Source organism: Limnohabitans sp. 15K (assembly GCF_002778285.1).
Lineage (GTDB): Bacteria > Pseudomonadota > Gammaproteobacteria > Burkholderiales > Burkholderiaceae_C > Limnohabitans_A.
The window spans coordinates 321,330-344,334 of record NZ_NESM01000002.1; the positions used below are offsets into that span (position 1 = coordinate 321,330).

25 protein-coding genes and 1 riboswitch are annotated in these 23,005 nt (G+C 60.5%); of the genes, 14 read left to right on the forward strand and 11 right to left on the reverse strand.

The window, feature by feature from the left end; genetic code table 11:
- Window positions 1–34: 34 nt before the first annotated feature.
- Genes tilS through cysS form a run of 4 tightly spaced genes read right to left on the reverse strand, consistent with a single transcriptional unit; the run spans window position 35 to window position 4,096 of the window.
- Window positions 35–1,024, reverse strand: coding sequence for a tRNA lysidine(34) synthetase TilS (gene tilS / locus B9Z40_RS10320; RefSeq protein ID WP_100173267.1), 990 nt, complete (start codon window positions 1,022–1,024; stop codon window positions 35–37).
- Between the two features lie 29 nt (window positions 1,025–1,053).
- A complete protein-coding gene (locus B9Z40_RS10325; RefSeq protein WP_100173268.1) occupies window positions 1,054–2,028 on the reverse strand; it encodes an acetyl-CoA carboxylase carboxyltransferase subunit alpha in 975 nt (324 codons plus the stop codon).
- Window positions 2,029–2,075: 47 nt separating this feature from the next.
- A complete protein-coding gene (locus B9Z40_RS10330; RefSeq protein ID WP_100173269.1) occupies window positions 2,076–2,723 on the reverse strand; it encodes a DNA-3-methyladenine glycosylase in 648 nt (215 codons plus the stop codon).
- Window positions 2,720–4,096: a cysteine--tRNA ligase gene (gene cysS, locus B9Z40_RS10335; RefSeq protein ID WP_100173270.1), complete on the reverse strand. Its 1,377-nt coding sequence runs from the start codon at window positions 4,094–4,096 to the stop codon at window positions 2,720–2,722. The genes B9Z40_RS10330 and cysS overlap by 4 nt, the downstream gene beginning before the upstream one ends.
- 241 nt (window positions 4,097–4,337) lie before the next feature.
- Here cysS and B9Z40_RS10340 point away from each other — a divergent pair, with 241 nt between their 5' ends.
- From B9Z40_RS10340 to B9Z40_RS10355, 4 genes are read left to right on the forward strand one after another with little or no spacing between them, the layout of a single operon-like run.
- Complete coding sequence (locus tag B9Z40_RS10340) at window positions 4,338–4,850, forward strand: tetratricopeptide repeat protein (RefSeq protein WP_100173271.1); 513 nt, start codon at window positions 4,338–4,340, stop codon at window positions 4,848–4,850.
- A 28-nt stretch (window positions 4,851–4,878) separates the two neighbouring features.
- Window positions 4,879–5,556 (forward strand): peptidylprolyl isomerase, encoded by a 678-nt coding sequence (locus B9Z40_RS10345; RefSeq protein WP_100173272.1) that lies wholly within the window; start codon window positions 4,879–4,881, stop codon window positions 5,554–5,556.
- A gap of 4 nt (window positions 5,557–5,560) precedes the next feature.
- Window positions 5,561–6,067, forward strand: coding sequence for a peptidylprolyl isomerase (locus tag B9Z40_RS10350; RefSeq protein ID WP_100173273.1), 507 nt, complete (start codon window positions 5,561–5,563; stop codon window positions 6,065–6,067).
- An 11-nt stretch (window positions 6,068–6,078) separates the two neighbouring features.
- On the forward strand, window positions 6,079–6,858 hold the full coding sequence (locus tag B9Z40_RS10355) for a UDP-2,3-diacylglucosamine diphosphatase (protein WP_100173274.1): 780 nt from the start codon (window positions 6,079–6,081) through the stop codon (window positions 6,856–6,858).
- A 70-nt stretch (window positions 6,859–6,928) separates the two neighbouring features.
- On the opposite strand, the gene B9Z40_RS10360 is transcribed toward B9Z40_RS10355, so the two are convergent.
- The gene (locus B9Z40_RS10360; protein WP_100173275.1) at window positions 6,929–9,781 is read right to left on the reverse strand and encodes a DUF349 domain-containing protein; all 2,853 of its coding nucleotides are present in this window, start codon (window positions 9,779–9,781) and stop codon (window positions 6,929–6,931) included.
- 244 nt (window positions 9,782–10,025) lie between these two features.
- Here B9Z40_RS10360 and B9Z40_RS10365 point away from each other — a divergent pair, with 244 nt between their 5' ends.
- The 3 genes from B9Z40_RS10365 to nrdR all read left to right on the forward strand — a co-directional run bounded on the left by B9Z40_RS10365 (window position 10,026) and on the right by nrdR (window position 12,767).
- Complete coding sequence (locus B9Z40_RS10365) at window positions 10,026–10,775, forward strand: lytic transglycosylase domain-containing protein (RefSeq protein WP_158238079.1); 750 nt, start codon at window positions 10,026–10,028, stop codon at window positions 10,773–10,775.
- Between the two features lie 60 nt (window positions 10,776–10,835).
- Window positions 10,836–11,008, forward strand: a riboswitch (ZMP/ZTP riboswitch).
- A gap of 52 nt (window positions 11,009–11,060) precedes the next feature.
- Window positions 11,061–12,305, forward strand: a complete 1,245-nt coding sequence (gene glyA / locus B9Z40_RS10370) for a serine hydroxymethyltransferase (protein WP_100173277.1) — start codon at window positions 11,061–11,063, stop codon at window positions 12,303–12,305.
- Between the two features lie 12 nt (window positions 12,306–12,317).
- Entirely contained in the window at window positions 12,318–12,767 is a 450-nt protein-coding gene (gene nrdR / locus B9Z40_RS10375; protein ID WP_100173278.1) for a transcriptional regulator NrdR, read from the forward strand.
- Window positions 12,768–12,791: 24 nt separating this feature from the next.
- Here nrdR and B9Z40_RS10380 read toward each other — a convergent pair whose 3' ends face one another.
- Entirely contained in the window at window positions 12,792–13,358 is a 567-nt protein-coding gene (locus B9Z40_RS10380) for a GspH/FimT family protein (protein WP_233204871.1), read from the reverse strand.
- 71 nt (window positions 13,359–13,429) lie between these two features.
- On the opposite strand from B9Z40_RS10380, the gene B9Z40_RS10385 reads away from it, so the two are divergent.
- From B9Z40_RS10385 to B9Z40_RS10410, 6 genes are all read left to right on the forward strand, one after another.
- Window positions 13,430–13,891 carry a type IV pilin protein gene (locus B9Z40_RS10385; protein ID WP_233204872.1) on the forward strand — a complete coding sequence of 154 codons (462 nt, stop codon included), beginning with the start codon at window positions 13,430–13,432 and terminating at the stop codon, window positions 13,889–13,891.
- A 5-nt stretch (window positions 13,892–13,896) separates the two neighbouring features.
- Window positions 13,897–14,520, forward strand: coding sequence for a PilW family protein (locus tag B9Z40_RS10390; protein ID WP_100173280.1), 624 nt, complete (start codon window positions 13,897–13,899; stop codon window positions 14,518–14,520).
- Window positions 14,517–15,734 carry a hypothetical protein gene (locus B9Z40_RS10395; protein ID WP_100173281.1) on the forward strand — a complete coding sequence of 406 codons (1,218 nt, stop codon included), beginning with the start codon at window positions 14,517–14,519 and terminating at the stop codon, window positions 15,732–15,734. Before B9Z40_RS10390 ends, B9Z40_RS10395 begins: the two co-directional genes overlap by 4 nt.
- A complete protein-coding gene (locus B9Z40_RS10400; RefSeq protein ID WP_100173282.1) occupies window positions 15,731–16,150 on the forward strand; it encodes a hypothetical protein in 420 nt (139 codons plus the stop codon). The genes B9Z40_RS10395 and B9Z40_RS10400 overlap by 4 nt, the downstream gene beginning before the upstream one ends.
- Window positions 16,151–16,226: 76 nt before the next feature.
- Complete coding sequence (gene ribD, locus B9Z40_RS10405; RefSeq protein ID WP_233204873.1) at window positions 16,227–17,360, forward strand: bifunctional diaminohydroxyphosphoribosylaminopyrimidine deaminase/5-amino-6-(5-phosphoribosylamino)uracil reductase RibD; 1,134 nt, start codon at window positions 16,227–16,229, stop codon at window positions 17,358–17,360.
- A gap of 60 nt (window positions 17,361–17,420) precedes the next feature.
- Entirely contained in the window at window positions 17,421–18,956 is a 1,536-nt protein-coding gene (locus B9Z40_RS10410; protein WP_100173284.1) for an AMP-binding protein, read from the forward strand.
- Window positions 18,957–18,965: 9 nt separating this feature from the next.
- On the opposite strand, the gene rpiA is transcribed toward B9Z40_RS10410, so the two are convergent.
- Window positions 18,966–19,637: a ribose-5-phosphate isomerase RpiA gene (rpiA, locus tag B9Z40_RS10415; protein WP_100173285.1), complete on the reverse strand. Its 672-nt coding sequence runs from the start codon at window positions 19,635–19,637 to the stop codon at window positions 18,966–18,968.
- Window positions 19,638–19,729: 92 nt separating this feature from the next.
- Between rpiA and B9Z40_RS10420 the strand changes: the two genes are divergently transcribed.
- Entirely contained in the window at window positions 19,730–20,773 is a 1,044-nt protein-coding gene (locus B9Z40_RS10420) for a quinone-dependent dihydroorotate dehydrogenase (protein ID WP_100173286.1), read from the forward strand.
- Window positions 20,774–20,795: 22 nt separating this feature from the next.
- On the opposite strand, the gene B9Z40_RS10425 is transcribed toward B9Z40_RS10420, so the two are convergent.
- The 4 genes from B9Z40_RS10425 to B9Z40_RS10440 all read right to left on the reverse strand — a co-directional run bounded on the left by B9Z40_RS10425 (window position 20,796) and on the right by B9Z40_RS10440 (window position 22,977).
- Window positions 20,796–21,086, reverse strand: a complete 291-nt coding sequence (locus B9Z40_RS10425; protein WP_100173287.1) for a BrnA antitoxin family protein — start codon at window positions 21,084–21,086, stop codon at window positions 20,796–20,798.
- On the reverse strand, window positions 21,076–21,375 hold the full coding sequence (locus B9Z40_RS10430) for a BrnT family toxin (protein WP_100173288.1): 300 nt from the start codon (window positions 21,373–21,375) through the stop codon (window positions 21,076–21,078). The genes B9Z40_RS10425 and B9Z40_RS10430 overlap by 11 nt, the downstream gene beginning before the upstream one ends.
- Window positions 21,376–21,445: 70 nt before the next feature.
- Window positions 21,446–22,264: an acyl-CoA thioesterase II gene (locus tag B9Z40_RS10435; RefSeq protein ID WP_100173289.1), complete on the reverse strand. Its 819-nt coding sequence runs from the start codon at window positions 22,262–22,264 to the stop codon at window positions 21,446–21,448.
- Between the two features lie 80 nt (window positions 22,265–22,344).
- Window positions 22,345–22,977, reverse strand: a complete 633-nt coding sequence (locus tag B9Z40_RS10440) for a hypothetical protein (protein ID WP_143473965.1) — start codon at window positions 22,975–22,977, stop codon at window positions 22,345–22,347.
- Between the last annotated feature and the right edge of the window lie 28 nt (window positions 22,978–23,005).

The window sequence follows — 23,005 nt, forward strand, 5'->3', positions numbered from 1 at the left end:
GCCAAGAATCCTTGTCGCTGGCTCCGGAAAAACCCTAGATTGTACCCATCGGCCTGACGTTTTCTTGACCCGTCCAAGCCAAATGCTGGCCCTTTCGCTCGACAAAGCCCTGCCCCACCTTCAGGTGCAGTTGATGCCCCCGGGTCGTGCACGCCGCCACTTGGTCGAGCAATTCATGCAGTTGAGCCGTGCTGGGCGTGGTGGCATGGTGTTGACGCAGCCAGTGGCGCAACACCAGCGCTTGGCGGGCACGGCTGAGTTGCTGCAAAGCCTGAATGCATGGGGGCACGCCCACTTGCGCCAGGTCCATTGCAGCCACCTCGTTCAAGACCTCTTGCGCCTGTGCGGCATGCGCGGCACTGCGTGCAAAGGTTTCGCGAAAAGCGGGCAAAGCCTCGGCCAATGCGGGCAAGACGCGGGCGCGGATGCGGTTGCGGGTGTAGCGCTCGTCGGTGTTGCTGGGGTCTTCAACCCAGCTTTGGGGTTGCGCTTGTTCCTTGAGCCATTCGCGCAACGCTGCGCCCGGCACAGCCAAGCAGGGGCGGTGCCAGTTCAGGCCCTGGCGCCTCCACTGCGCCGGCATGCTGGCCAAGCCGGGCAAGCCTGCGCCACGCGACAAGGCGATGAGCAAAGTCTCTACCTGGTCATCGGCATGTTGGGCCAGAGCAATGTCTGGTACGTCTGGCCATTCGCTGTGCACCGCTTCGGCCAGTGCCGCATAACGGGCTTTGCGAGCGGCGTCTTCGGGGCTTTGACCTGGGGCATGGCCAGCTTGCACCCGGCGCACAGCCAAAGGCACGTTCAGTTGTTGGCACAGGTCACGGCAATGGGCTTCAAAAGCATCGGCCGCATCTTGCAAGCCGTGGTGGATGTGCACCGCCCTCACCTGCCCTGGCCAACGCTGCGCGCACGCCAACAGCAAGGCGGTCGAATCGGCCCCGCCGCTGAAGGCCACTGCAAAAGGAAGGCCCGGGCTGAAATCAGCCAGGGCCTGTTCTAGGGGGTGCGCCGATGGTTTGGCCATGTGGGGAGCCAGACGCCTCAGCTCAGCGCTTACTTGCCGGCTTTGGTGTCGGTGAAACGGCCGTAGCTGTTCAGGCGTTCATAACGGCGATCCAGCAGCTCTTTGGGTTTGAGATCGGCCAACTGACGCCAGGCATCGGCCAGAGCACGCTTGAGGAAAGAGACCATCTGGTCGGTGTCACGGTGAGCGCCGCCCACAGGTTCGTTGACGATCTTGTCGATCAGGCCCAAGGCCTTGAGGCGGTGGGCAGTGATGCCCAAGGCATCTGCCGCGACTTCGGCTTTGTCGCTGGTTTTCCACAAAATCGAGGCACAACCCTCCGGGCTGATGACCGAATACACCGAATACTGCAGCATCAGCACTTGGTCGGCGACCGAAATGGCCAATGCACCGCCCGAGCCACCTTCGCCGATGATGGTGGTGATGATCGGCACTTCCAACTGGGCCATCTCGAATATGTTGCGGCCAATGGCTTCGGACTGACCGCGCTCTTCGGCGTCGATGCCGGGGTAAGCGCCTGGCGTGTCCACAAAAGTGAAAACAGGCAACTTGAATTTTTCGGCGGTCTTCATGAGGCGCAGCGCTTTGCGGTAGCCCTCGGGCTTGCTCATGCCAAAGTTGCGCAGCGTGCGTTCTTTGGTGTCGCGCCCTTTTTGCTGACCCAGCACCATGCAGGCCTGACCGTTGAAACGGGCCAAGCCGCCCACAATGGACAAATCATCGGCAAAGTGGCGGTCGCCGTGCATCTCGACAAAGTCGGTGAAGATGCCGTGGATGTAGTCCAGCGTGTAAGGACGCTCAGGGTGGCGCGAAATTTTTGTGACTTGCCACGGGGTCAAGTCGCTGTAAATGTCTTTGGTCAGCTGCTGGCTTTTCTTGCTCAACTGCTCGATTTCGAGGGTGATGTCCACCGCCGACTCGGTCTGCACGTAACGCAACTCTTCGATCTTGGCTTCGAGTTCGGCAACAGGTTGCTCAAAGTCGAGAAATGTTTTTTTGGCCAAGTGGAACTCCTCTGTTCAGTTTTCGGGTGGACGCAGCGTCCAACCCCTCAATAGGCCACCGGAACCGGGTCCAGCGAGCGCCAAATATACCAAGTCGCCACCGTGGCGTAGGGGCTCCAGGCTTGGGCCACCTCACGGGCGTCGCTGCGGCTGACCGGCTCGCCCGAAAAATAGTTGCGGCTGATGCCGTTGATCAAGCCCACATCGTCCAGCGGCAGCACATTGGGCCGCATGAGGTGGAAGATCAGGAACATCTCGGCCGTCCAGCGGCCAATGCCCCGAATGGCGACCAATTCGTCAATGATGGCCTCGTCGTCCATCTCTTGCCAGGCCTTGACGTGCACCGTGCCCGAGCTGAAGTGCATGGCCAAGTCGACCAGATATTCGACCTTGCGGGCTGACAAACCGGCCGCCCGCATGTCGTCCACCTTGAGCTTGAGCACAGCTGCAGGCGTCAGGCGCTTGGTGAGCAAGGAAAAACGATCCCACACCGATTGGGCCGCTTTGACCGAAATCTGCTGGCCCACGATGGAGCGCGCCAAAGTGACAAAGGCGTCGCCCCGGGTTTCCAAAATAGCATTGCCGAACTGGGGGATGAGCTTTTTCATGACCCGGTCTTTTTTGGCCAGGTGCGCGCAGGCCTCGGCCCAGTACTCGGGCGTCACGGGAATCACTGCAGGCGACGAGGCGCTCATGGTGCAGCCTCCCAAGTTGTACCTGCGGCAGAGTCTTTCAAGACGATGCCTTGAGCCAACAGGTCCTGGCGGATGCGGTCGGCCTCGGCAAAGTTTTTGGCTTTTTTGGCGTCGGCCCGGGCTTGGATCAGCGCCTGAATGGCCGCCTCATCCAAACCGGCACCCGCTTGGAGGTACACCGTCGGGTCGGTTTGAAGCAAACCGAGCAAGCCACCCAAGGCTTTGAGCAAGCCCGAACGCTCGGGAGAGCCGCTGCGGTTGACTTCCCCTGCCAACTCAAAGAGGACGGCCACCGCCTCAGGCGTGCCAAAGTCTTCGTCCATGGCGGCTTTGAAGCGCGCGGCCAAAGGGTCTGCCCAGTCGATTTGAACGTCCGCAGCTGGCACAGCTTGCAGCGCGGTGTACAGGCGTTTCAAAGCGCCTTTGGCGTCGTTCAGGTGCACATCGCTGTAATTAAGGGAGCTGCGGTAGTGGCTGCGCACGATGAAAAAACGCACCGTCTCGGCGTCAAACTCTTTGAGCACATCGCGGATGGTGAAGAAGTTGCCCAGGCTCTTGGACATTTTCTCGTTGTCCACATTGATGAAGCCGTTGTGCATCCAAAAACGCGCCAAAGGCTGGCCATTGGCGCCTTCGCTTTGAGCAATCTCATTTTCGTGATGAGGAAACTGCAGGTCGGCCCCACCGCCATGGATGTCAAAGGTCTGGCCGAGCAACTCGCAGGCCATGGCCGAGCACTCGATGTGCCAGCCTGGACGGCCCGCGCCAAAGGGGCTGGCCCATTTCACGTCTTCAGGCTCGGTGGGTTTGGCGCTCTTCCACAGTACAAAGTCCAGCGGGTCTTGCTTGTCCGTCTCCACGGCCACGCGCTCACCAGCGTTCAGTTCGTCCAATGACTTGCCCGACAACTTGCCGTAACCCGGGAACTTGCGCACCGAATAGTTCACGTCGCCGTTGCCGGTGCGGTAGGCCAAGCCTTTTTGCTCCAGCGTGCCGATCATGCTGAGCATTTGGGGCACAAAGTCGGTGGCGCGGGGCTCGTGTTGGGGGCGCTCAATGCCCAACGCGTCGGCGTCCTGGTGCAGCGCATCGATCATGCGGTCGGTCAGGTTGCGAATGGTTTCCTTGTTTTCCAACGCGCGCTTGATGATCTTGTCGTCGATGTCGGTGACGTTGCGGACATAAGTGACCTGGTAGCCGCTGGCTTTGAGCCAACGCTGCACCACGTCGAAAGCGATCATGGAACGGGCATGGCCCAAATGGCACAGGTCGTACACCGTCATGCCGCAAACGTACATGCGCACATGGCCCGGCTCGGCTGGCGAAAAGTCAGAAACAGCACGGCTCAGCGTGTTGAAGATGCGCAGACTCATGTCAGATCAAAGAAATTTCAGAAAACAAAAAACCCACAAGACAAGGCCCAGCATCGGGCGCTGGGCAGTCAAGAGGCAGGCAGGAAATTCAGCTCAAATACAGCGCACATCAACGTGGGCAGCAAGTCTCGAAGGCAGCTTTGAGGCCACAGGGCCTCCGCTACAATGGCTTTCCAGTATATCCCCGTCAGGGCCCCTGCACTCCCTTTTTGGCTGCCCAGACCCGATCCTTTTGGCGCGCATGCACTCCCTATTTACTTTCGTACTGTCTTGTGTATTGCTCATGTTCAGTGGAGGTGTTCATGCGGACATTTACAGGGATGTGAACCGCCTGGTGGTGACTGAGCAATGGGCCAAAGCACAGACACAAGCCGAAGAACACCTGAAAACCCAGCCCACCGATCCGCAAATGCGCCTCTTGCTCAGCCGCATTCAAGACGGCCAAGGCCAAACCGTTGCGGCCATGCAAACCTTGCAGGCCCTAACCCAGTCTTTCCCAGAACTGCCAGAGCCGCACAACAACCTGGCCGCCCTGCTGGCACGTCAAAACCGTTATGCCGAAGCGCTGGAAGCTTTGCAAGCGGCTGTGCGTGCACGCCCGGATTACGCCACGGCCCTCGAAAACCTGGGTGATGTTTACATGGCATTGGCCATCGAGGCTTACCAAAACGCCAGCAAAGCCCTGCCATCACAACCCCGAACGGCTGCCAAACGCCTGGCAGCTGAGCAGCTTTTGAAGTCTTCAGCGCCATGACGCATGAAGTGAACGCTGAAAGAACACCATGAACCGGTTTCGTTTTTTGACCTCTTTGGGCCTGTCGATTGCCCTGGCCTTGCCGATGGCCAGCCAAGCTCAAACACCCAATGTGAGCAAAGTGCGCATCACCACTTCGATGGGCAACATCGAAGCCGAGCTGTACGCCGACAAAGCCCCGAAAACCGTGGCCAACTTTTTGCAATACGTGAACGACAAACACTATGACGGCACCGTGTTTCACAGAGTGATTGCGGGCTTCATGGTGCAAGGCGGCGGCTTCGACGCCCAGTACAAAGAAAAGAAAACCCGCGCCCCTGTGCAGCACGAAGGACGCCAAGCCTTGGCTGGGGGCCTGAAGAACAGCACCGGCACGCTGGCCATGGCCCGCACCAACGATCCGCAATCGGCCACCGCGCAGTTTTTCATCAATGTGGTGGACAACGCCTTTCTCGACCCCACCCCCATCCCCGAAGGCGATCCTGTCGCCAAGTTTGAATACCAAGGCCGTGTTTACGAGAACGTGGCCCGCGCCCAACTGCTGAATGCCCCCCAGCTGTTTGGTTACACCGTTTTTGGCAAAGTCACGTCCGGCATGGACGTGGTCCAAAAAATCAGGACCACCCCCACCGGGGCGGGCGGTCCTTTTCCTTCCGATGTCCCCCGGACACCGGTCCTCATCCAATCCATCACTTTGTTGAAGTAACACCATGAGCAACCCACAAGTCGAACTGCACATCACCGGTTACGGTGTCATCACCCTCGAACTGGACGCTGAAAAAGCCCCCAAGTCGACCGAGAACTTTTTGGCCTATGTGAACAAGGGCCACTACAACAACACGATTTTTCACCGCGTCATCCCTGGCTTCATGGTTCAGGGCGGCGGCTTTGAACCCGGCATGGACCAAAAGCCCACCGATGCCACCATTGAGAACGAAGCCAACAACGGCTTGAAAAACGACAACTACACCGTGGCCATGGCCCGCACATCGGCGCCCCATTCCGCAACAGCGCAGTTTTTCATCAACGTGGCCGACAACGGCTTTTTGAACCACACAGCGCCTTCTGCACAGGGCTGGGGCTACGCCGTGTTTGGCAAAGTGGTCAAGGGCACGGAAGTGGTCGACCAGATCAAAGGCGTGAAAACGGGCAGCAAAGGCGGCCACGCTGACGTGCCCAAAGAAGACGTTGTGATCGAAAAAGCCATCGCGCTCTGATTCACTGAGCCATGTCCGACTTGCGCACCACCATGCCGCCCTTGGGTCGGCTGACAGCGCCAGCGGCATGGCAAACCGTGGACCTGATCTCCGACCTGCACTTGCAGGCTTCGGAGACCGCCACTTTTGAAGCCTGGCGTGCCTACATGGCCAGCACCTCTGCCCAAGCGGTGTTGATTTTGGGCGATTTGTTTGAAGTCTGGGTGGGCGACGATGCCGCGGCCCTTGACCCTTTTTTGCAAAGCTGCGCTGACGTGCTGCAACAAGCCAGCCAACGCCTGCATGTGGCTTTTATGCCCGGCAACCGCGACTTTTTGGTCGGCCCCGATTTTCTGAACCGTTGCGGTGTGCAAGCGCTGTCAGACCCCTGCTTGCTGGAACTGGGAGCACAGCGCCTCTTGCTCAGCCACGGCGATGCCCTGTGTTTGGACGACAAGCCTTACCAAGCTTTCAGGCTTCAGGCGCGCAGCCCCGAATGGCAACGATCGTTTTTGGCGAAACCGTTGGCCGAGCGCCAGGAATTTGCCCGCAGCTTGCGCGCCTTGAGCGAGTCGCAAAAGCACGAGGGCATGAGTTTTGCCGATGCCGACGCTGAGATGAGCCTGTTTTGGTTGGCACAAGCGAGGGCCGATCGCTTGATCCATGGCCACACCCACCGGCCTGCAGACCATGCGCTGGGCGCGGCCCAGCGCCATGTCTTGAGCGACTGGTGTCTCGACCACAGTCCGTTGCGGGCGCAAGTGTTCAGGCTTCACCGCGACAGCGGATCAGAGCGGCTGAACTTGCCCTGAGCTTGGTATGCACTCGGTTTCAGATACAAAAACGGCCGCTTGAAGCGGCCGTTTTGCTGAGGGCAGTCAATCAGCCGCGCAACAAGTTTTTCAAGACGTTTTGCAAACGCCGTGCCGTGGCTTCTTCGTGCGGGCCAGACAAGACCTGCGCCACGTCTTGACCCCAGGTTTCCGTGGGGCCGGGCTGGTTGCGCTGCGTCAGCAATTGCAATTGCAACATGCGGCGCTCGCTCAGCTTGTCGGCAGGCGTCGGCACATCGGCGGCCATCTCCAAGCGCAGCAAGGCGGTAGAAGCCGGGGTCTTGGCCTGTGCGTTCACAGCTTGTGCCCAAGCTTGGCGCGTGGCGGTGTTGATGGCGCGGCCCAACTCCTGAGCACTGGGCAAGGCATCGGCTTGGCGATCTTGCCAAGCAGACATCAAACGGGTCAGCGTTTCGCCATGGGCCTGTGCCGCCAGCTTGCGCAGGGACATTTCTGCACGCTCCATGGCTTCACGCTGCGCACGGAAGGCGGCATCGCCCAAACGGGGGCCTCGGTCTTCACGGAAATCGCGCCCTTGGCCGGGAGCACCACGCGCGCCGCGGTCACCGAAGCGGTCTGCGCCGCGGTCGCCGCCTGGGCGTGCGCCACGGTCACCGGGTCGGCCGTCGCGCCTTGCATCGCGGCCATCTCGCCCGCCCGCAGCTTCTGTTTTCTTTTGACCTGGACGGTCGTCACCCCGCACGGCCACCACGGGTTTGGCAGGTTTGGGTGGTGCCACAGGCGCTGCGGCTTCCACGGGCACATCTGCGGGGACAGAGGCATCGGCATCCGAATCGGCATCTGTTTGTTCAGTCTGCGCGGCGTCGGTGGGGGCATCGGCCTCGGCGGGTGTCTCTGCCAAAGCTGGGACTGAATCGACGGGTGCTTCGGCCGTGGTTTCTGGCGAAGGCTCAGCTGCCAAAGCTGGAACAGCTTGGGGCGCAACTGTTTCGGCGGCTTGTGCTTCTTGCGCTTGGCCGCGCAAAGCCGCATCCAGTCCGGCCATGGCGGCGCGAATTTTGGCGGCGTCGCCGCCAGCATTGGCCGCATCCAGCGCCTTGGACGCGTCGATCACGGCGCGGTCGCGTGCCGTCAGTGGCGCGGCGGACGCTTGGCGGTCGGTGCCTTTGCGCTGGAAGGCTTCGTCCAGCGGGGCGCGGAACACTTCCCACAGTTTTTGTTCGGTCTTGCGGTCCAAGGGCACCGCTTGGGCTTCAACTTGCCAGCGCTGTTGCAAGGCTTTGACAGCGTCCACGCGCAAGGCGGGAGCGGCGCCCACTTCTCGGGCTTCGTTGATCAATGCCTGACGGCGCTCAACGCTGGCCTTTTGAGCGGCTTCCAATCGCGCTGCAGCGGCCTTGAAGATCGCCTTCCACTGCGACTGCATTTCACCAAAGGATTTCTCGCTCAGATGACCAGCATTGCGCCAGCGGTCGGCAAACTGGTGCAAGGCTCGCAACTGGGCACGCCAGTCATCACTTTCGGCGTTGGCGGCGGTCCAAGCTTTGACCTCGTCCATCAGGGCCACGCGCTGGGCGCGGTGGTCGGCGGACTCTTTCTTCATCTGCTCGAGCCATGCCAAAACGGCTTTGTAAGCTTCATTGCAAGCGGCGTCAAAACGCTTCCACAAAGCGTGGTTGGGCAAGCCGCCCTGGTCGATTTGCTTCCAGCTGTCACGCAATTGGCGCAGCTTGTCTTGCATCTTGCGGCCACCCACGGTGGGCACTTTTTCGGCGTCCAACAGTCCTTCGGCTTGGGTCACCAAACTCTGGCGAACCTGATCGGCCAGCCAACGTTGCCAGCCTTCTGCGTCGCCTGCGGCTGTGAGGGCCAAGTGCACACGTTCGTCAAGCGTGGTGTCCAGATTTTTGCCGTGGGTTTTGAGGGCAGCGCGCAATGCACTTGCGCCTTCGGGCAAGGGCGTGCCCTGGCTCTCGGTGATTTGTTTTTCAAGGGCCTCGAGCACTTCGGCCACGGCTTTGCCCGCTTGCTCGCGCAAAGCTTGGCGCTGGGCTGGGTCCATTTTGGGTTTGGCCGGCTTGGCTTCTTTGCTGCTGTCTGCAGGCGCAGCAGCGGTACCGGTGTTTTGCGCAGAGGCCTGCACTTCGGCAACCACCTCACCGCGCAAACGGCGAATCTCGTCGGCCCACACGGGCACGGAGGGCAAGTCGGCAGCGGCATCGCTCTTGGCAAGATGTGCCAGCGCCAACGCGGCAGAAAAGCCTTGCCAGACGGCTTGCAATTGGCTCAAAGCGGTGTCCAGCTGGGCCGAAAACTTCGCATCGACACTGGGCCAGACGGCGTTGGTGGTCAACTGCTGGGCTTGTGTTTGCCACTGGTCCACATCACTTTTCAAGCCGGTCAGCGCGATTTGGGCTTCTGCGATCGGTTTGGTCGACAGCACTTCAATGCGTTGGGCCAACAGGACGGCCGATTCACGCTGCACCATCACCTGGTGCTGCAAGTCTTCAACGCCTTTGAGCACTTCGGCCAAACGAACCTTCAAGCTGGCCAGCGGCTCGCGCGAAAGGGGTGCACCGGCTTTGGCGGCATCGCGCTGCCAAGCCATGGCGTCACCAATGTTCAAACGGGGTGCTTGCAACAACTGCTCTGCTTTGAGGGCCCAGTCGCTAACCAAAGCGTCTTGACCTTGCAAGCGCTTGAGTTCGTCGAGCTTTTCCTTGAGCACCTTGGCTGCACCTTTGTCACGCGACGACATTTCACGGTACACCTCGGCGAGCAGGTCGACCGTAGGCTCGGTGGCCAGCCATTCGCGCAAACGGGCGCTGCGCTCCCCCGAGGTGGCTGCGGTGAAAGCGCCCCCAGTGGTTTGGTCAAGGGCAGCGAGGTCAAGGGGCTTGGAAGGTGAAGTCACGGTAAAAACTTTTAAAACTCGGTTCATGCCAATACGGCATCGGCGTCGTCGTTGGGCGCACAGGCACAAAGCTTGGTCCCGCTGTCAACAACCCCGTATTTTCGCCGGGATTTCGCCAGACCTGCTGCAGTGGCCTGAATACGGCGCATTCTCTTGCCATTTACCGCACACACAGCGATGCATATACTCAAAAAATCTATTTATCGTAATTGATAGACTTGACTTGATATTTAAAATTCCTAAAATCCGCCCAATTTGGCATGGCCTCGCAATGACAACACCGATCAACATGCCCCATCTGGCCTTGTGTCTGCAAACCTTTGCGACCGATGTCCGCGAAGGTTTTGTCGAAATCACACGACACGGCCTGGCCATTTTTGGTTTGGCGGTGGTCTTGGTCAGCCTGACTTTTCTAGCGCAGCCCGAACTGCAAGCCTCGGCCAGTGAGGCTTTGTTCGGCTGGCTCGAATTTCGCCAATCGGAAAACCAAGAACCCACCCCTCAGCGCAATGCGGCCAACCGCTCGACCGTCAAGGACCCCAAAACCCTGACCCCTGAGCAACTGCTGGCCACCCGTTGGCTCAGCCGCAAGTACCGGGTTTCGGCAGAGCCCTTGAGCGCCATGGTCGCAGAAGCCTGGGCGCTAGGAGAACGCAGCCAGTTGCCCCCCAGCTTGATTCTGGCCATCATGGCCGTCCAATCCCGCTTCAACCCTTTTGTTTCAGCAACCCCGGGCCAAGTGGGCTTGATGCAAATCGATCTGCAAGCCCACGCGGAGGCATTGGCCCAGTTCGGTGGGCCTTTGGCCGCTTTTGACCCCTTGACCAATTTGCGTTTGGGTGTTCGGCACTTACAAGGCCTGATGCAGCAAACCGAGAATTTAGAAGAAGCCTTGGCCCTTTACGGAGTGTCCTCGGGCTTCAATGGCGAAGGCCAGTTTGTAGACCGGGTCTTGGCGGAGCAAGTGATGATAGAAAAATCCTTTGAAAAAGCATCTCCCACAGGCCGAGTGGCTCAGTGACCTCGCCGGTCACCATCGGGCCAAGTTCCCGGTTGGAGGTCAAATCGCCTCGGCTACACTTAGGGCGTGCGCGACTGGCGATAGGAGCCCCTGCTCGGTAGGACCGAACAGGATCACTCTGACGTGGAACGCGATGGCCCACCCGGCCGCCCCAAACCACTGGGAAGCGCACAGCCTGCAACTGGTCAACAAAACCAAACACGGGTTATCAGCCGTTCGCCTGGGCAGCCCTTGTCAAAGAACCCTTCGTTTTTGGTCAAGGTCACATCCATCCAAAGGACTGCCATGTACAACCGCAACACATTGATTGAGCAAACCGATCCTGAGCTTTTCGCTGCCATTCAGGCCGAGAATGCCCGCCAAGAGCACCACATCGAGCTGATCGCCAGCGAGAACTACGCATCGCCCGCCGTCATGGCCGCCCAAGGCAGCCAGCTCACCAACAAATACGCCGAAGGCTACCCAGGCAAGCGCTACTACGGTGGCTGCGAGCATGTGGATGTGGCCGAGCAACTGGCCATTGACCGCATCAAGCAAATTTATGGCGCAGAAGCCGCCAACGTGCAACCGCACTGCGGCGCATCGGCCAACGAGGCTGTTTTCTTGGCCTTCTTGAAGCCCGGCGACACGATTTTGGGCATGAGCTTGGCCGAAGGCGGTCACCTGACCCACGGCATGCCGCTCAACATGTCAGGCAAATGGTTCAATGCCGTGTCTTATGGTCTGGATGCCAACGAAGCCATCGATTACGAGGCCATGGAAGCTCAGGCCCGCAAGCACAAGCCCAAACTGATCATTGCCGGTGCTTCGGCCTATTCGCTGCACATCGACTTTGAGCGCTTTGCCAAAATCGCCAAAGAGGTCGGCGCTATCTTTTTGGTCGACATGGCCCATTACTCGGGTTTGATCGCTGCGGGCGTGTACCCAAACCCCGTGCCGCACGCTGACGTGGTGACTTCCACCACCCACAAGAGCTTGCGCGGCCCGCGCGGCGGCATCATCTTGATGAAGGCCGAGCACGAAAAAGCCATCAACAGCGCCATCTTCCCCGGCCTGCAAGGCGGCCCACTGATGCATGTGATCGCGGCCAAAGCCGTGGCTTTCAAGGAAGCGCTGCAGCCCGAGTTCAAGGCCTACCAAGCCCAAGTGATCAAGAACGCACAAATCATTGCTGAAACCTTGACCGCTCGGGGCCTGCGCATCGTCAGCGGCGGCACCCAGAGCCACGTCATGTTGGTGGACCTGCGTGCCAAGGGCATCACCGGCAAAGTGGCCGAAGCGGCCTTGGGCAATGCCCACATGACCATCAACAAAAACGCCATCCCGAACGACCCTGAAAAGCCGTTTGTGACCAGCGGCGTGCGCATCGGCACCCCGGCCATGACCACGCGTGGCTTCAAGGACGAAGAAGCCCGCGCCACGGCCCATCTGATTGCCGATGTGCTGGACAACCCGCTGGACGAAGCCAACTTGGCCGCTGTGCGCGCCAAGGTGCACGCCCTGACCAGCCGTTTCCCGGTCTACGGCTGATCGGGCTGCACGATGAAATGCCCGTTTTGCGGTCACCTCGAAACCCAAGTGGTCGAGACACGGCTGGCCGAAGACGGGGATTTCATCCGCCGCCGCCGTCAATGTGGGGCGTGTGAAAAGCGCTTCACCACTTACGAAAAGCCGGAAGTGAGTTTCCCGGCCATCGTCAAAAAAGATGGTCGCCGGATCGAATACCAACGTGAAAAACTGCGTGCCAGCCTCAACCTGGCCTTGCGCAAACGCCCCGTCAGCACGGAGCAGGTGGATGGCGCGATCGAGCGCATTGAAGAAAAACTGCTGGCCATGCCCAGCCGCGAAGTCGCTTCGCACCGCATTGGCGAGTTGGTCATGCGCGAGCTGAAAAAGCTCGACAAAGTGGCCTATGTGCGCTTTGCCAGTGTGTACCGCAACTTTGAAGACATCGACGAGTTCAAGACCCTGGTGGACGAAGTCCAAAGCTGAGGTTCGTCCCCAGCGTGGGCCTTCTCAAGGGCATGTCTGTGGAGTGTATTTTTCGATTCGTGGCTTGCCCAAGGCGTTGCTCACCACTTGCCAACCCTCTGGCGCGCTGACCTGGCAAAAGCGCCATGTACCGGCCATGAACGCACCACCGGTGCTTTGGCTGCGCCCTTCGGAACCATACGAAAAATAGCCTTTGACTGTGCTGGCAACGCCCATGCGCACTGCCTGTGGCACATCGCCATGCACCTCGATCAAGGGCTCGTCGGCTTCGCGTTGGGCATTGTCGTTTGCGTCCACAAACACGAGCCATCCGTTTTGCCATGGTGCGTAGGCATCACAAGCGTTGTCGCGCGTGCGTGGGCACAACGCCACGCGTTGCTGCCGCCGCAAAGCCTCCGAGCGGGCCAGCACCAAACTGCTTAGCAGCCCCTCAGCCTGGGCTTGCAACTGGTGGCGAGCACGCATTCCTGAAACCGAGGGTGCCGCCAAGGCCACCAACACCCCGACCAGCGCCAGCACCACCAAGGCCTCCAGCAGGGTGAAGCCCCCCGCAAGGTTTCGTGGCCTCGATTCACAGCGCAACAAATCCATTTTGTGCATGGCCAGACTGTACAAGAAGAATACATAAGGCCACAATAAATAAAAACTGGAGAGCCATGCACATGACCAGACCCCTCGCAGCTGCTTGCCCCTCTGCACAGCCAAGCGCCCGCGGCTGGACACTCGCCGAGCTGCTGATCAGCCTGGCCTTGATGAGCATGCTGGCGGCAGTGGCCCTGCCCACCTACCAACAACAGCAGCGCCAAGCCCGACGCGGCGATGGGCAAGCCGCCTTGCTGCAACTGCAAATGGACCAAGCGCGTTGGCGCAGCACGCACGACAGTTACGCCAACAGCGTGAGCGAGCTCGGTTGGGTGCAGGGTTTATCACCCCAAGGGCACTACCAAATCACGGTGACCGATGCCACGGCCGACGGCTATTTTGCGCAGGCCACCGGACTGGGAAGCCAAGCCGCAGACCGCGAATGCGCAAAATTGGGCTTGCGCTGGCAAGGCGGTGCCACCGCCGTGTTCAGCGCAGGCGAGCACCCAGACAGCGACCCGGCATCGTGCTGGCGGCGTTGAGCTGTATGCCCAAAGTCACGCAAGGCGGCGAAACGCTGATCGGCCTCTTGGTGGGTTTGTCGGTGGGTTTGGTGGTTTTAGCGGCTGGCTCTGCCATGCTGGCCAACCACCTGCGCGGCCACCGCATGGCGCTGCAAGACAGCCATTTGCACCACGATCTGCGCTCGGCCATGGACTGGATGGCCCGCGAACTGCGCAAAGCACAATACACAGCCGATGCGTGGCAAAGCCGCGCGCCCAGCGTTTGCGACGACCCGTTTTGCCAAGGCTGGCAAGACTTCAGCATCGAGGGTGACTGGATCGACTTCAGCTATGACCGCGATCACAACGGCGAAAAAGACGACGATGAATGCATGGGCTTTCGTCTTTCAGGAACCACCTTGCACGCCAGAAGGTCATGCAGCGGCAGCGGTGACTGGCAGGCCATCACCGACAGCGCCAACTTGGAGATCACTGCATTGCGTTGGCAATTGCGCTGCGAACTGCGCAATGGCTGGGTCCACCGAAGCGTGCTGATGGATTTGACGGCACAGTGGCCTCGGGACGCGGCCCGCCAAATCCGGCTCTCGCAAACCGTGCATTTGCGCAACGACTTGCCCGCCAGCACGCAGGCGCTGTTCTGCCCATGACAGCCCTCAGCCACACGCAAACGCAAAACGGTGCCATCACCTTGCTGGTGGCCATTGGGCTGGTCATCCTGGCCAGTTTGACCAGCTTTTACAGCGCCCGGAGCACGCTGATGGACCAACTGGCCAGCCAAAACCACGCCCATGCCAGTCAGGCCCGACTGGCGGCCGACACGGCCTTGGCGAGTGCGCAAGCGGCCTTGCCATCGACGGCAAACCCAATTTCGGCGCTGTTGGCCACCCGCGCGCCCTGTCCTGCGGGTGTTTCTGGTCCGCAATGGCAATGCAGCGCTGTACCGCTGACACCTCACCCGGCGATGCCTCAAACCCAAATGACTGCCATCGCTGTGCGTGACTTGGTGTTGTCGCCCCATGTGCTCACGCTGCATGCCAGCGCCAGCAGCACTGTAAACAACAGCAAGGCGCATGCGCGTGAAAGCTTGTTTGTCCCCACTGTGGCCACAGCACCAGCGCTGCCGGCCCCCGCTGCGTTGGTGCTCAATGGCTGTGTGACTGAAGCGGCTGGCGCCAGCTTGCGTGTGTGCCCCTTGGTCAGCCAAGGCAACATCTGCGCAGGCAGCGCCAAAGGCCCGGCTGTGCTGACGCATTTTGTGGTGGACACCAACGGCAATGGCAGCATCTCCAGCGCTGAAAAAAATGCCTGCTTGGCACTCAAAACCACCAGCTTGCCCGGCGGGGGCAGCAAAACCGGCCCCAACGCGGCCGTGGCTCGAAGCCCCTGCAACCGTGCAGCCTGGCGCAGTGTGTTGGGCGACATCACCGATGAACAGTTGCAAGCTTGGTCAGCAGCGCAAGAGGCCAATGGCCTGACAACGCAAACCAAGCCGCCCCGCTCGGTCTACTGGATCGACAGCCCCGCAGACTGGCAGATCAGCGTGGGCACACCCGAGACCCCAGCTGTAGTGGTGTTTTCTGCCAAGGCCTGCGCCCAACGCTGCCCACGCATGGCCACCAGCGTGCGCATTGTGGGCAGCGTCTTGCTCGACTCGGGCTGCAACGACGAGAAAATGCTGGGCTGGCAGGCCGGAACGATCGAGGGCCAGTTGGTAGTGGAGTCGGGCCTGCCCGAATGGCGCTCTGGCAATGTGTTGGCCAAGCCGGAGGGCCGCGATGCGTACATCGTCAACTGGCCAGAAGGCATCGATGCCCGCCGGGTCCAGCGCATCAACGGCAGCTGGAGCGAGGGCAAACCATGAAAAAACGACCACCCCAGCAGCAAGGCATGGCCTTGATGGAAGCCTTGGTGGCTTCGGCCGTACTGGGTATCGGCCTGGTGGGGGCCACGCAGCTGATGCTCAAAACCATCGGCAGCGCCAGCCTGAACCGCCAACACACCGTGGCCCAGCACCTGGCCCAAGAGGCCATGGACTGCTTGCGGGCTGACCCGGCCCTGTGCCCGGCACAAGACATCATGGAACACCAAGGCACGCGCTACACACGGCAAGCGCGCAGCACCGCGCGCGGTCAGGGGCTGGTGGATTTTCGGGTCAGCGTGCAATGGCCGACTTTGGGGGCCTCATCTGGGTCCTCCGGGGCTGCTGCCGAGCAGCGCATCGAATGGCACAGCAGTGCCTCGGGTTTGCCAGCTTGGGCAGGCTTATCCCCGCCATAATCTGCATGAGCCATCTTCGCCCTCCCCGCCTTCTTCACCGCTGACCCCTGTGCCCACTTCGCTAGAAACTTCTCCCTTGAACCGCGCCCTGGACCTGGCCCGCCAAGCCCTGTGGCTGACATCGCCGAACCCCCGGGTAGGCTGTGTGATCACTGCCGCCGATGGCACCTTACTGGGCGAAGGCCACACCCAACGCGCAGGTGGGCCACATGCCGAAATCATGGCGCTGCGCGATGCGGCCACCCGCGGGCACAGCGTGCAAGGGGCCACTGCCTGGGTCACGCTGGAGCCTTGCGCCCACCAAGGCCGCACCGGGCCTTGCTGCGACGCCTTGGCCGCTGCGGGCATGGGTCGCGTGGTGTCGGCCATGCACGATCCCAACCCGAAAGTCGCAGGCCAAGGCATGGCCCGGCTGGCGGCTGCGGGCGTGCAAACAGAGACCTTGCACCCGACAAGCAACATCGCTGTGCAGGCGCGTGAACTGAACATCGGGTTTTTCAGCCGCATGGAACGCAGCTTGCCTTGGGTGCGCATGAAAGTGGCCGCCTCGCTCGACGGGCAAACCGCGCTGCAAAACGGCCAAAGCCAATGGATCACTGGCCCCGAAGCACGCGCAGACGGCCATGCTTGGCGTGCCCGCGCCTGCGCCATCCTGACCGGCATTGGCACCGTGCTCGAAGATGACCCGCTGCTCAATGTGCGCGGCATGGACACCCCGCGCCAGCCGCACTTGGTGGTGGTGGACAGCCGCCTCGACATGCCCCTGAGCGCCAAGTTGCTGGACACACAAGGCACGGGCGACCAAGCCCGGCAAATATGGATTTACACCGCCACGTCAGAGCAAGTGGACAAACGCGCCGCACTGACAGCACGCGGTGTGACGGTGATCGACTGCCCCGGTTCTGGCGGCAAGGTCGATCTGTTGGCCATGCTGCGCGATCTGGCCCGGCGCGAGATCAACGAGCTGCATGTGGAGGCTGGTCACAAGCTCAACGGCTCGTTCATCCGCGAAGGGCTTGTGGATGAATTCCTGGTTTACCTGGCCCCCCAATTGCTGGGCCCCGGCCAAGGCCTGGCCAACTTGCCCGCCCTCACCGAGCTCAGTGGCGCGGTCCGGCTGGCCTTTCATGCGGTGGACCGGATCGGGCCCGATCTGCGCTTGCTGCTGCGTCGCCAGACTGACGACGGCGCATCGCAAAGACTTCTTTGAGACAGCCTACAGGCGCTCATCCCGACCAAAATCTCGGCTTGTTTTGATGGAGCCACCGAATTGAACCTCGCCCATTTGCTGCAACGCCAGGCCCGCACTGCGCCTGAGCGACCCGCCATCTTGAACGGCACCGAAGTGGTGGCCACGCATGGCCAATGGGCGCAGCGTTGCCAGCAACTGGCACGCCAATTTCAGGCTGAAGGTTTGCAGCCCGGCGACCGGGTGGTCCTGTTCATGCGCAACCATGTGCGCTACCTTGAAGTGGTGTTCGGCGCTTGGTGGGCCGGGCTGGTGGTGGTGCCCATCAACGCCAAACTGCATGTGCGCGAAGCGCAGTGGATCGTCGACAACGCCCAAGCCCGCTGGGCCTTTGTGACGGCCGACATCACCCTTGACATTGGCGAACACCTCACTGGCTTGGAACGTGTGATCGATGTGGACAGTGCCCAAGCCGATGCGCTGTGGCAGGGGCCCGATTCACATGTCGACACACCCATCACAGAGCGTGCAGCCGACGATTTGGCCTGGCTGTTTTACACCAGCGGCACCACGGGACGCCCCAAGGGCGTGATGATCACCCACCGAAACCTGATGACCATGGGCTTGGGCTATTTCTGCGATGTCGACGCTGTCAGCCCGCAAGACACCATTGCCTATGCCGCTCCCATGTCGCACGGCGCAGGCATTTACGCCATTCCGCACCTCATAGCGGGGGCACGGCACATGGTGCCGCCTTCCGGCGGGTTCGATCCGGCCGAGCTGTTTGCGCTGGGCCAGCAAGTCGGGCCACTGTCGATGTTTGCCGCGCCCACCATCGTCAAAAGGCTGGTAGACCATGCAGAGACAACCGGCTTGTCAGCCAGCGGTTGTGGCCAATCCTTCAAAACCGTTGTTTACGGCGGTGCGCCCATGTATGCGGCCGATATCCAGCGGGCGCTGCGCGTCATGGGGCCGCGCTTTGTGCAAATTTACGGCCAAGGCGAAAGCCCCATGGTGGGCACCGCCCTGTCACGCCATCACCTGCAAGACACCCAACACCCCCGGCACCAGGAGCGACTGGCCTCAATTGGTGTGGCGCAGACCCCTGTTCGCATCCGCGTCACTGACACGCAAGGCCACGACTTGCCTCTGGGTGAAATTGGCGAGGTGCTGATTCAGGGCGACAGTGTGATGGCAGGCTACTGGCGCAACCCCGAGGCCACGGCCAAAGCCATTCAAAACGGCTGGCTGTTCACGGGCGACATGGGCTGCCTGGACGCCGACGGCTTTTTGACCCTGAAGGACCGCAGCAAGGACATGATCATCAGTGGCGGCTCCAACATTTACCCCCGCGAAATCGAAGAAGTGCTCTTGCACGCGCCGGGTGTGGCCGAAGTGGCCGTGGTGGGCGCGCCCGATGCCGAATGGGGCGAGGTGGTGGTGGCTTTTGTGGTGCCGCAAGACGGGCACACCCTCGACATCGCCGCGCTGGACGCGCTGTGCCTGGAAGAAATCGCCCGGTTCAAACGGCCCAAACGTTACGAAGTGGTGGAGAGTCTGCCCAAAAACAATTACGGCAAGGTGCTCAAAACCGAGCTGCGCCAGCGACTGGCCTGATGCACCCGATCAAAAGTTCAGCGTCTTCACACCCGACGACGTGCCCAGCAAACACACCTGCGCTTTTTGCAGCGCAAACACACCCACAGTCACCACACCCGGCCACTGGCTGACGGTGTTTTCAAACGCCACCGGGTCGCTGATCTTCAAGCCCTTCACATCGACAATGTGCTGGCCGTTATCGGTCACCAGCGGCTGGCCGTCTTTGAGGCGCACCACGGCGCTGCCGCCCATGGCCACGAACTGGCGGATCACGCGGGCAGTCGCCATGGGAATCACTTCCACGGGCAATGGGAAGGCACCCAAAGCATCGACCAATTTGCTCTCATCGGCGATGCAGACGAACTGCTTGCTCTGCGCCGCCACGATTTTTTCGCGGGTGAGCGCCGCACCGCCGCCCTTGACCATGTGGCCCTGGTGGTCGATTTCGTCCGCACCGTCGATGTAGACCGAGAGGCTTTCGACCTCGTTGCTGTCAAACACCGTGATGCCCAGGGCCTTCAAGCGCACGGTGGAAGCCTCAGAACTCGACACAGCGCCTTTGATCTGGTCTTTTATCGTGGCCAGCGCGTCGATGAATTTGTTCACCGTGGAGCCGGTGCCCACGCCAACGATCTCGCCGGGAACAACGTATTTCAGGGCGGCTTGGCCCACCAGGGCTTTGAGTTCGTCTTGTGTCATGGGGTCGGGTTTGGGAAAAAATGAAGGGTGGCCGGGGGTTTGAGACAATCACTGCAATTGTTGTCAACGACTTTACTGGCCGGAATTATCCAATGTCCCTGATCCCTTACGCCCTCGCCCGCTCCTTTTTGTTCAAGATGGAACCCGAAGAGGCCCATGACCTGACGATCGAAGGCCTGTCCCGCACCCAGAACACCCCACTTGACCGCGTCTATCGCCAGCCCTTTGTGGCGCAGCCCATCACACTGGCGGGCTTGCAATTTCCCAACCGGGTGGGCATGGCCGCAGGTCTCGACAAAAATGCCCGCTGCATCGATGGATTGGGTGCCATGGGTTTCGGTTTTGTCGAAGTCGGCACCGTCACGCCCAAGGCGCAACCCGGCAACCCCAAGCCCCGCATGTTTCGCCTGCCCGAAGCGCAAGCCCTGATCAACCGCCTGGGCTTCAACAACGACGGGCTGGACGCCTTCATCGCCAACGTCAAGCGCTCCAAGTTCCGCCAGCAAGGCCGGCTGCTCGGTCTGAACATCGGCAAAAACGCCGCTACCCCGATTGAAAACGCCACCGACGATTATTTGATCGCACTGGCAGGGGTGTACCCGCATGCCGATTACGTGACGGTGAACATCTCCAGCCCCAACACCAAGAACCTGCGCGCCCTGCAAAGTGACGAGGCGCTCGACGGTTTGCTGGGCGCACTGGTGTCGAGGCGCGAAGAACTGGCTGCCGAACACGGCCGCCGCGTGCCCATGTTCCTGAAAATCGCCCCTGATCTAGACGAAACCCAAGTGGGCGTGATTGCCGCCACCTTGCAAAAACACGGCATGGACGGCGTGATCGCCACCAACACCACGCTGGCGCGCGACGCGGTAAGCGGCCTGACGCATGCCGAAGAAATGGGTGGTCTTTCAGGCGCGCCTGTGCTGGCCAGCAGCAACCGCGTGATTCGACAGCTGCGCGCTGCCCTGGGCAAAGACTTCCCCATCGTCGGCGTGGGCGGCATCCTGAGCGGTCACGATGCGATTGCCAAGATCGAAGCCGGCGCCGATGTGGTGCAGATTTACACCGGGCTGATCTACAAAGGCCCGGCGCTGGTCACCGAAGTGGCGAGTGCGTTGCAGCAGATGAAGCGCTGAATAAACAAATCTGCAACAGCTTTTATGGCTGCGCAGGATGCTCTGTCAGATAGCACCTCAAAGCTTGGTTAATGCGCGTTTGCCAGCCCTGCCCCTGGGCACGAAACGCCTCCAGGATGTCTTTGTCCAGACGGATGGCCACCTGTTCCTTGACGCCACTGCCCGCGGGCCTTCCGCGTTTGCGGGCCAAAGCCAGGCCGTGTGCCAGCTCCTCGGGGGTTGCGGGGCGTTCGTCCTCATCGTGCCCGTCCCACACATAAGGTGCCTCGCGCTCACTAACCTTCAAAGCTTTGATCACGTCTTTACGGCTCATCGCATTCGTTTTCGATCCAGACAAGGTAGGCCTCTCTTTCTTCACGGCTGGCACGGCGGAAACTGATGATCCGGATCGACGCATCTCGCGCCGTATGCACCACCGTCAAAACAGCCAAAAATCCCATGGCATACGACATGGACATAGTTCGCAGCTCTGCACCACGGACCACCGGGATGTCCAACCGATAACGAGAATCCAAAACAACTCCAGCCGAGGCAAAGTCCAGACCGTGCTTTTGCAGGTTGATTTGCCTTTTGGTTTCGTTCCAACTCAGCTTGGCATCCATTGAATTAATGTAGATGCGTTTAATAAAAACGTCAAGGCTTTTGAAGCCTGCATTGAACTGCTCCTCGCGCTCAGTCCTTGAAGTACACCAACTGGTGCGTGCTCGCCAGCAGCTGCCCCTCGGGGCTCCAAAGTTCGCCGGTCTGGTCAAAGTAGCCGTGGCGGTAGTTGAGCGCCTTGGCCACGCCCAGCACATGGCGCGTGCCCACCTGCGCCAGCAAGGCGCTGTCGGCGTGAAAATAAGTGGTCAGGGACACCGTACCAATCAAGGCGCGACGACGGCGGCGGATGTAGATACGTGGGAAAAAGCTGTCGCTCAAGGCCGCCAAAGAAGCAAAGTCCAATGCCCGCTCCGGCTCGTCGCGCATCCACAGGGTCGAGCGCGAATGGGCTTGCTCCTGCTCGTCAAAAGCTGCGGGAAAAGCGCCCTCGACAAAACGCATGTCATAACGCTGCGGCCATGCAGGCATACCCTTCACAGGCATACGGGCCACAGCTTCGGGTGCAGGCACATTGGCAGGCATCACGGCTTCGATGTCAGACCAGGTTTCACGACGCACCGCGAACACGGCCGTGGCAGTGGCCACCACGCCTTCGGCTTGGTGGGCTTCGATGATCCAGTGTTGGGTCGAGCGGTTGGTGCGCACCGGCCGGGCCACAAAACGGATATCGCCATCGGCCACCGGGGCCGCAAAGTTGACCGTGAGCGCCACTGGTTCACCCAAGCGCTCGGGGTGCAGCATGGCCGACTGCAGCAACTGCGCCGAGGTGGTGCCACCAAAGGGCCCGACCATGTTGGCATAGGCCGGGTGGGTCTTGCCTATGAATTCGTGGGGGGCGTCCGCAAGTGCAGAGGCGCGCAGGTCAATGGCTTCGTCGAATGGGTGCATGCGAACGATGATAAGTGGGCCTCTTGGCCCTGCGCTGTCTCACAAGCGATCAAATGCGGGCTATCAGTCGCTTGGAATGTTCAAGTACCGTGTTTGAGGCACCTTGCACGCCAGCGGATTCTGCGGCAATAGGCCACAAAGCGGCTTGCTCGGCGCTGTAACCATTTCACCCAGAACGGTCCGACCCCTCGCCATTTCCCGACTATGGATGGCAAGTGATGAATCAACAACAACAGCACCGTGTAAAGCATCAGTTTGCCGATGAACACCATCGCACCGATGGAATCAGGCGACACGCCACTCAAGGCGAACAGCGCAATGGCGGAACGCGGAGAGTCTGGAAAGATCGACAAAAAAACCATGCTGACCGGCCCCGAGTCTCGCAGCATGGCCAAGACTTGCGGCCCTTGTGAGCCCATCAGCTTTTGGCTCAGCGATTCGGCAGACGCCGTCAGCGTCCCCATGCCCAAGGCCAACAAAAAAGCACTCAATGCAGAAGCCAGTGCAAAGACCACCACAATGACTTTGCCCTTTCTCGGCTGAAGAACACACAGCGCCAGCACAAACATTTCTGCGGGCAACATGGGCAAAAATCCATCGAAAACCGACAAAACCGCCAGTAAGAAGATGGTTTTGGGCTCTGTGCCGTGGCGCAAAAGCGCGGTTTCAACCCTTTGAAAGAAGCGCTGGAAGAATGACGGCGAAGGGTGCATGGAGGAGCAACGCTTGAGGAGGATGGCC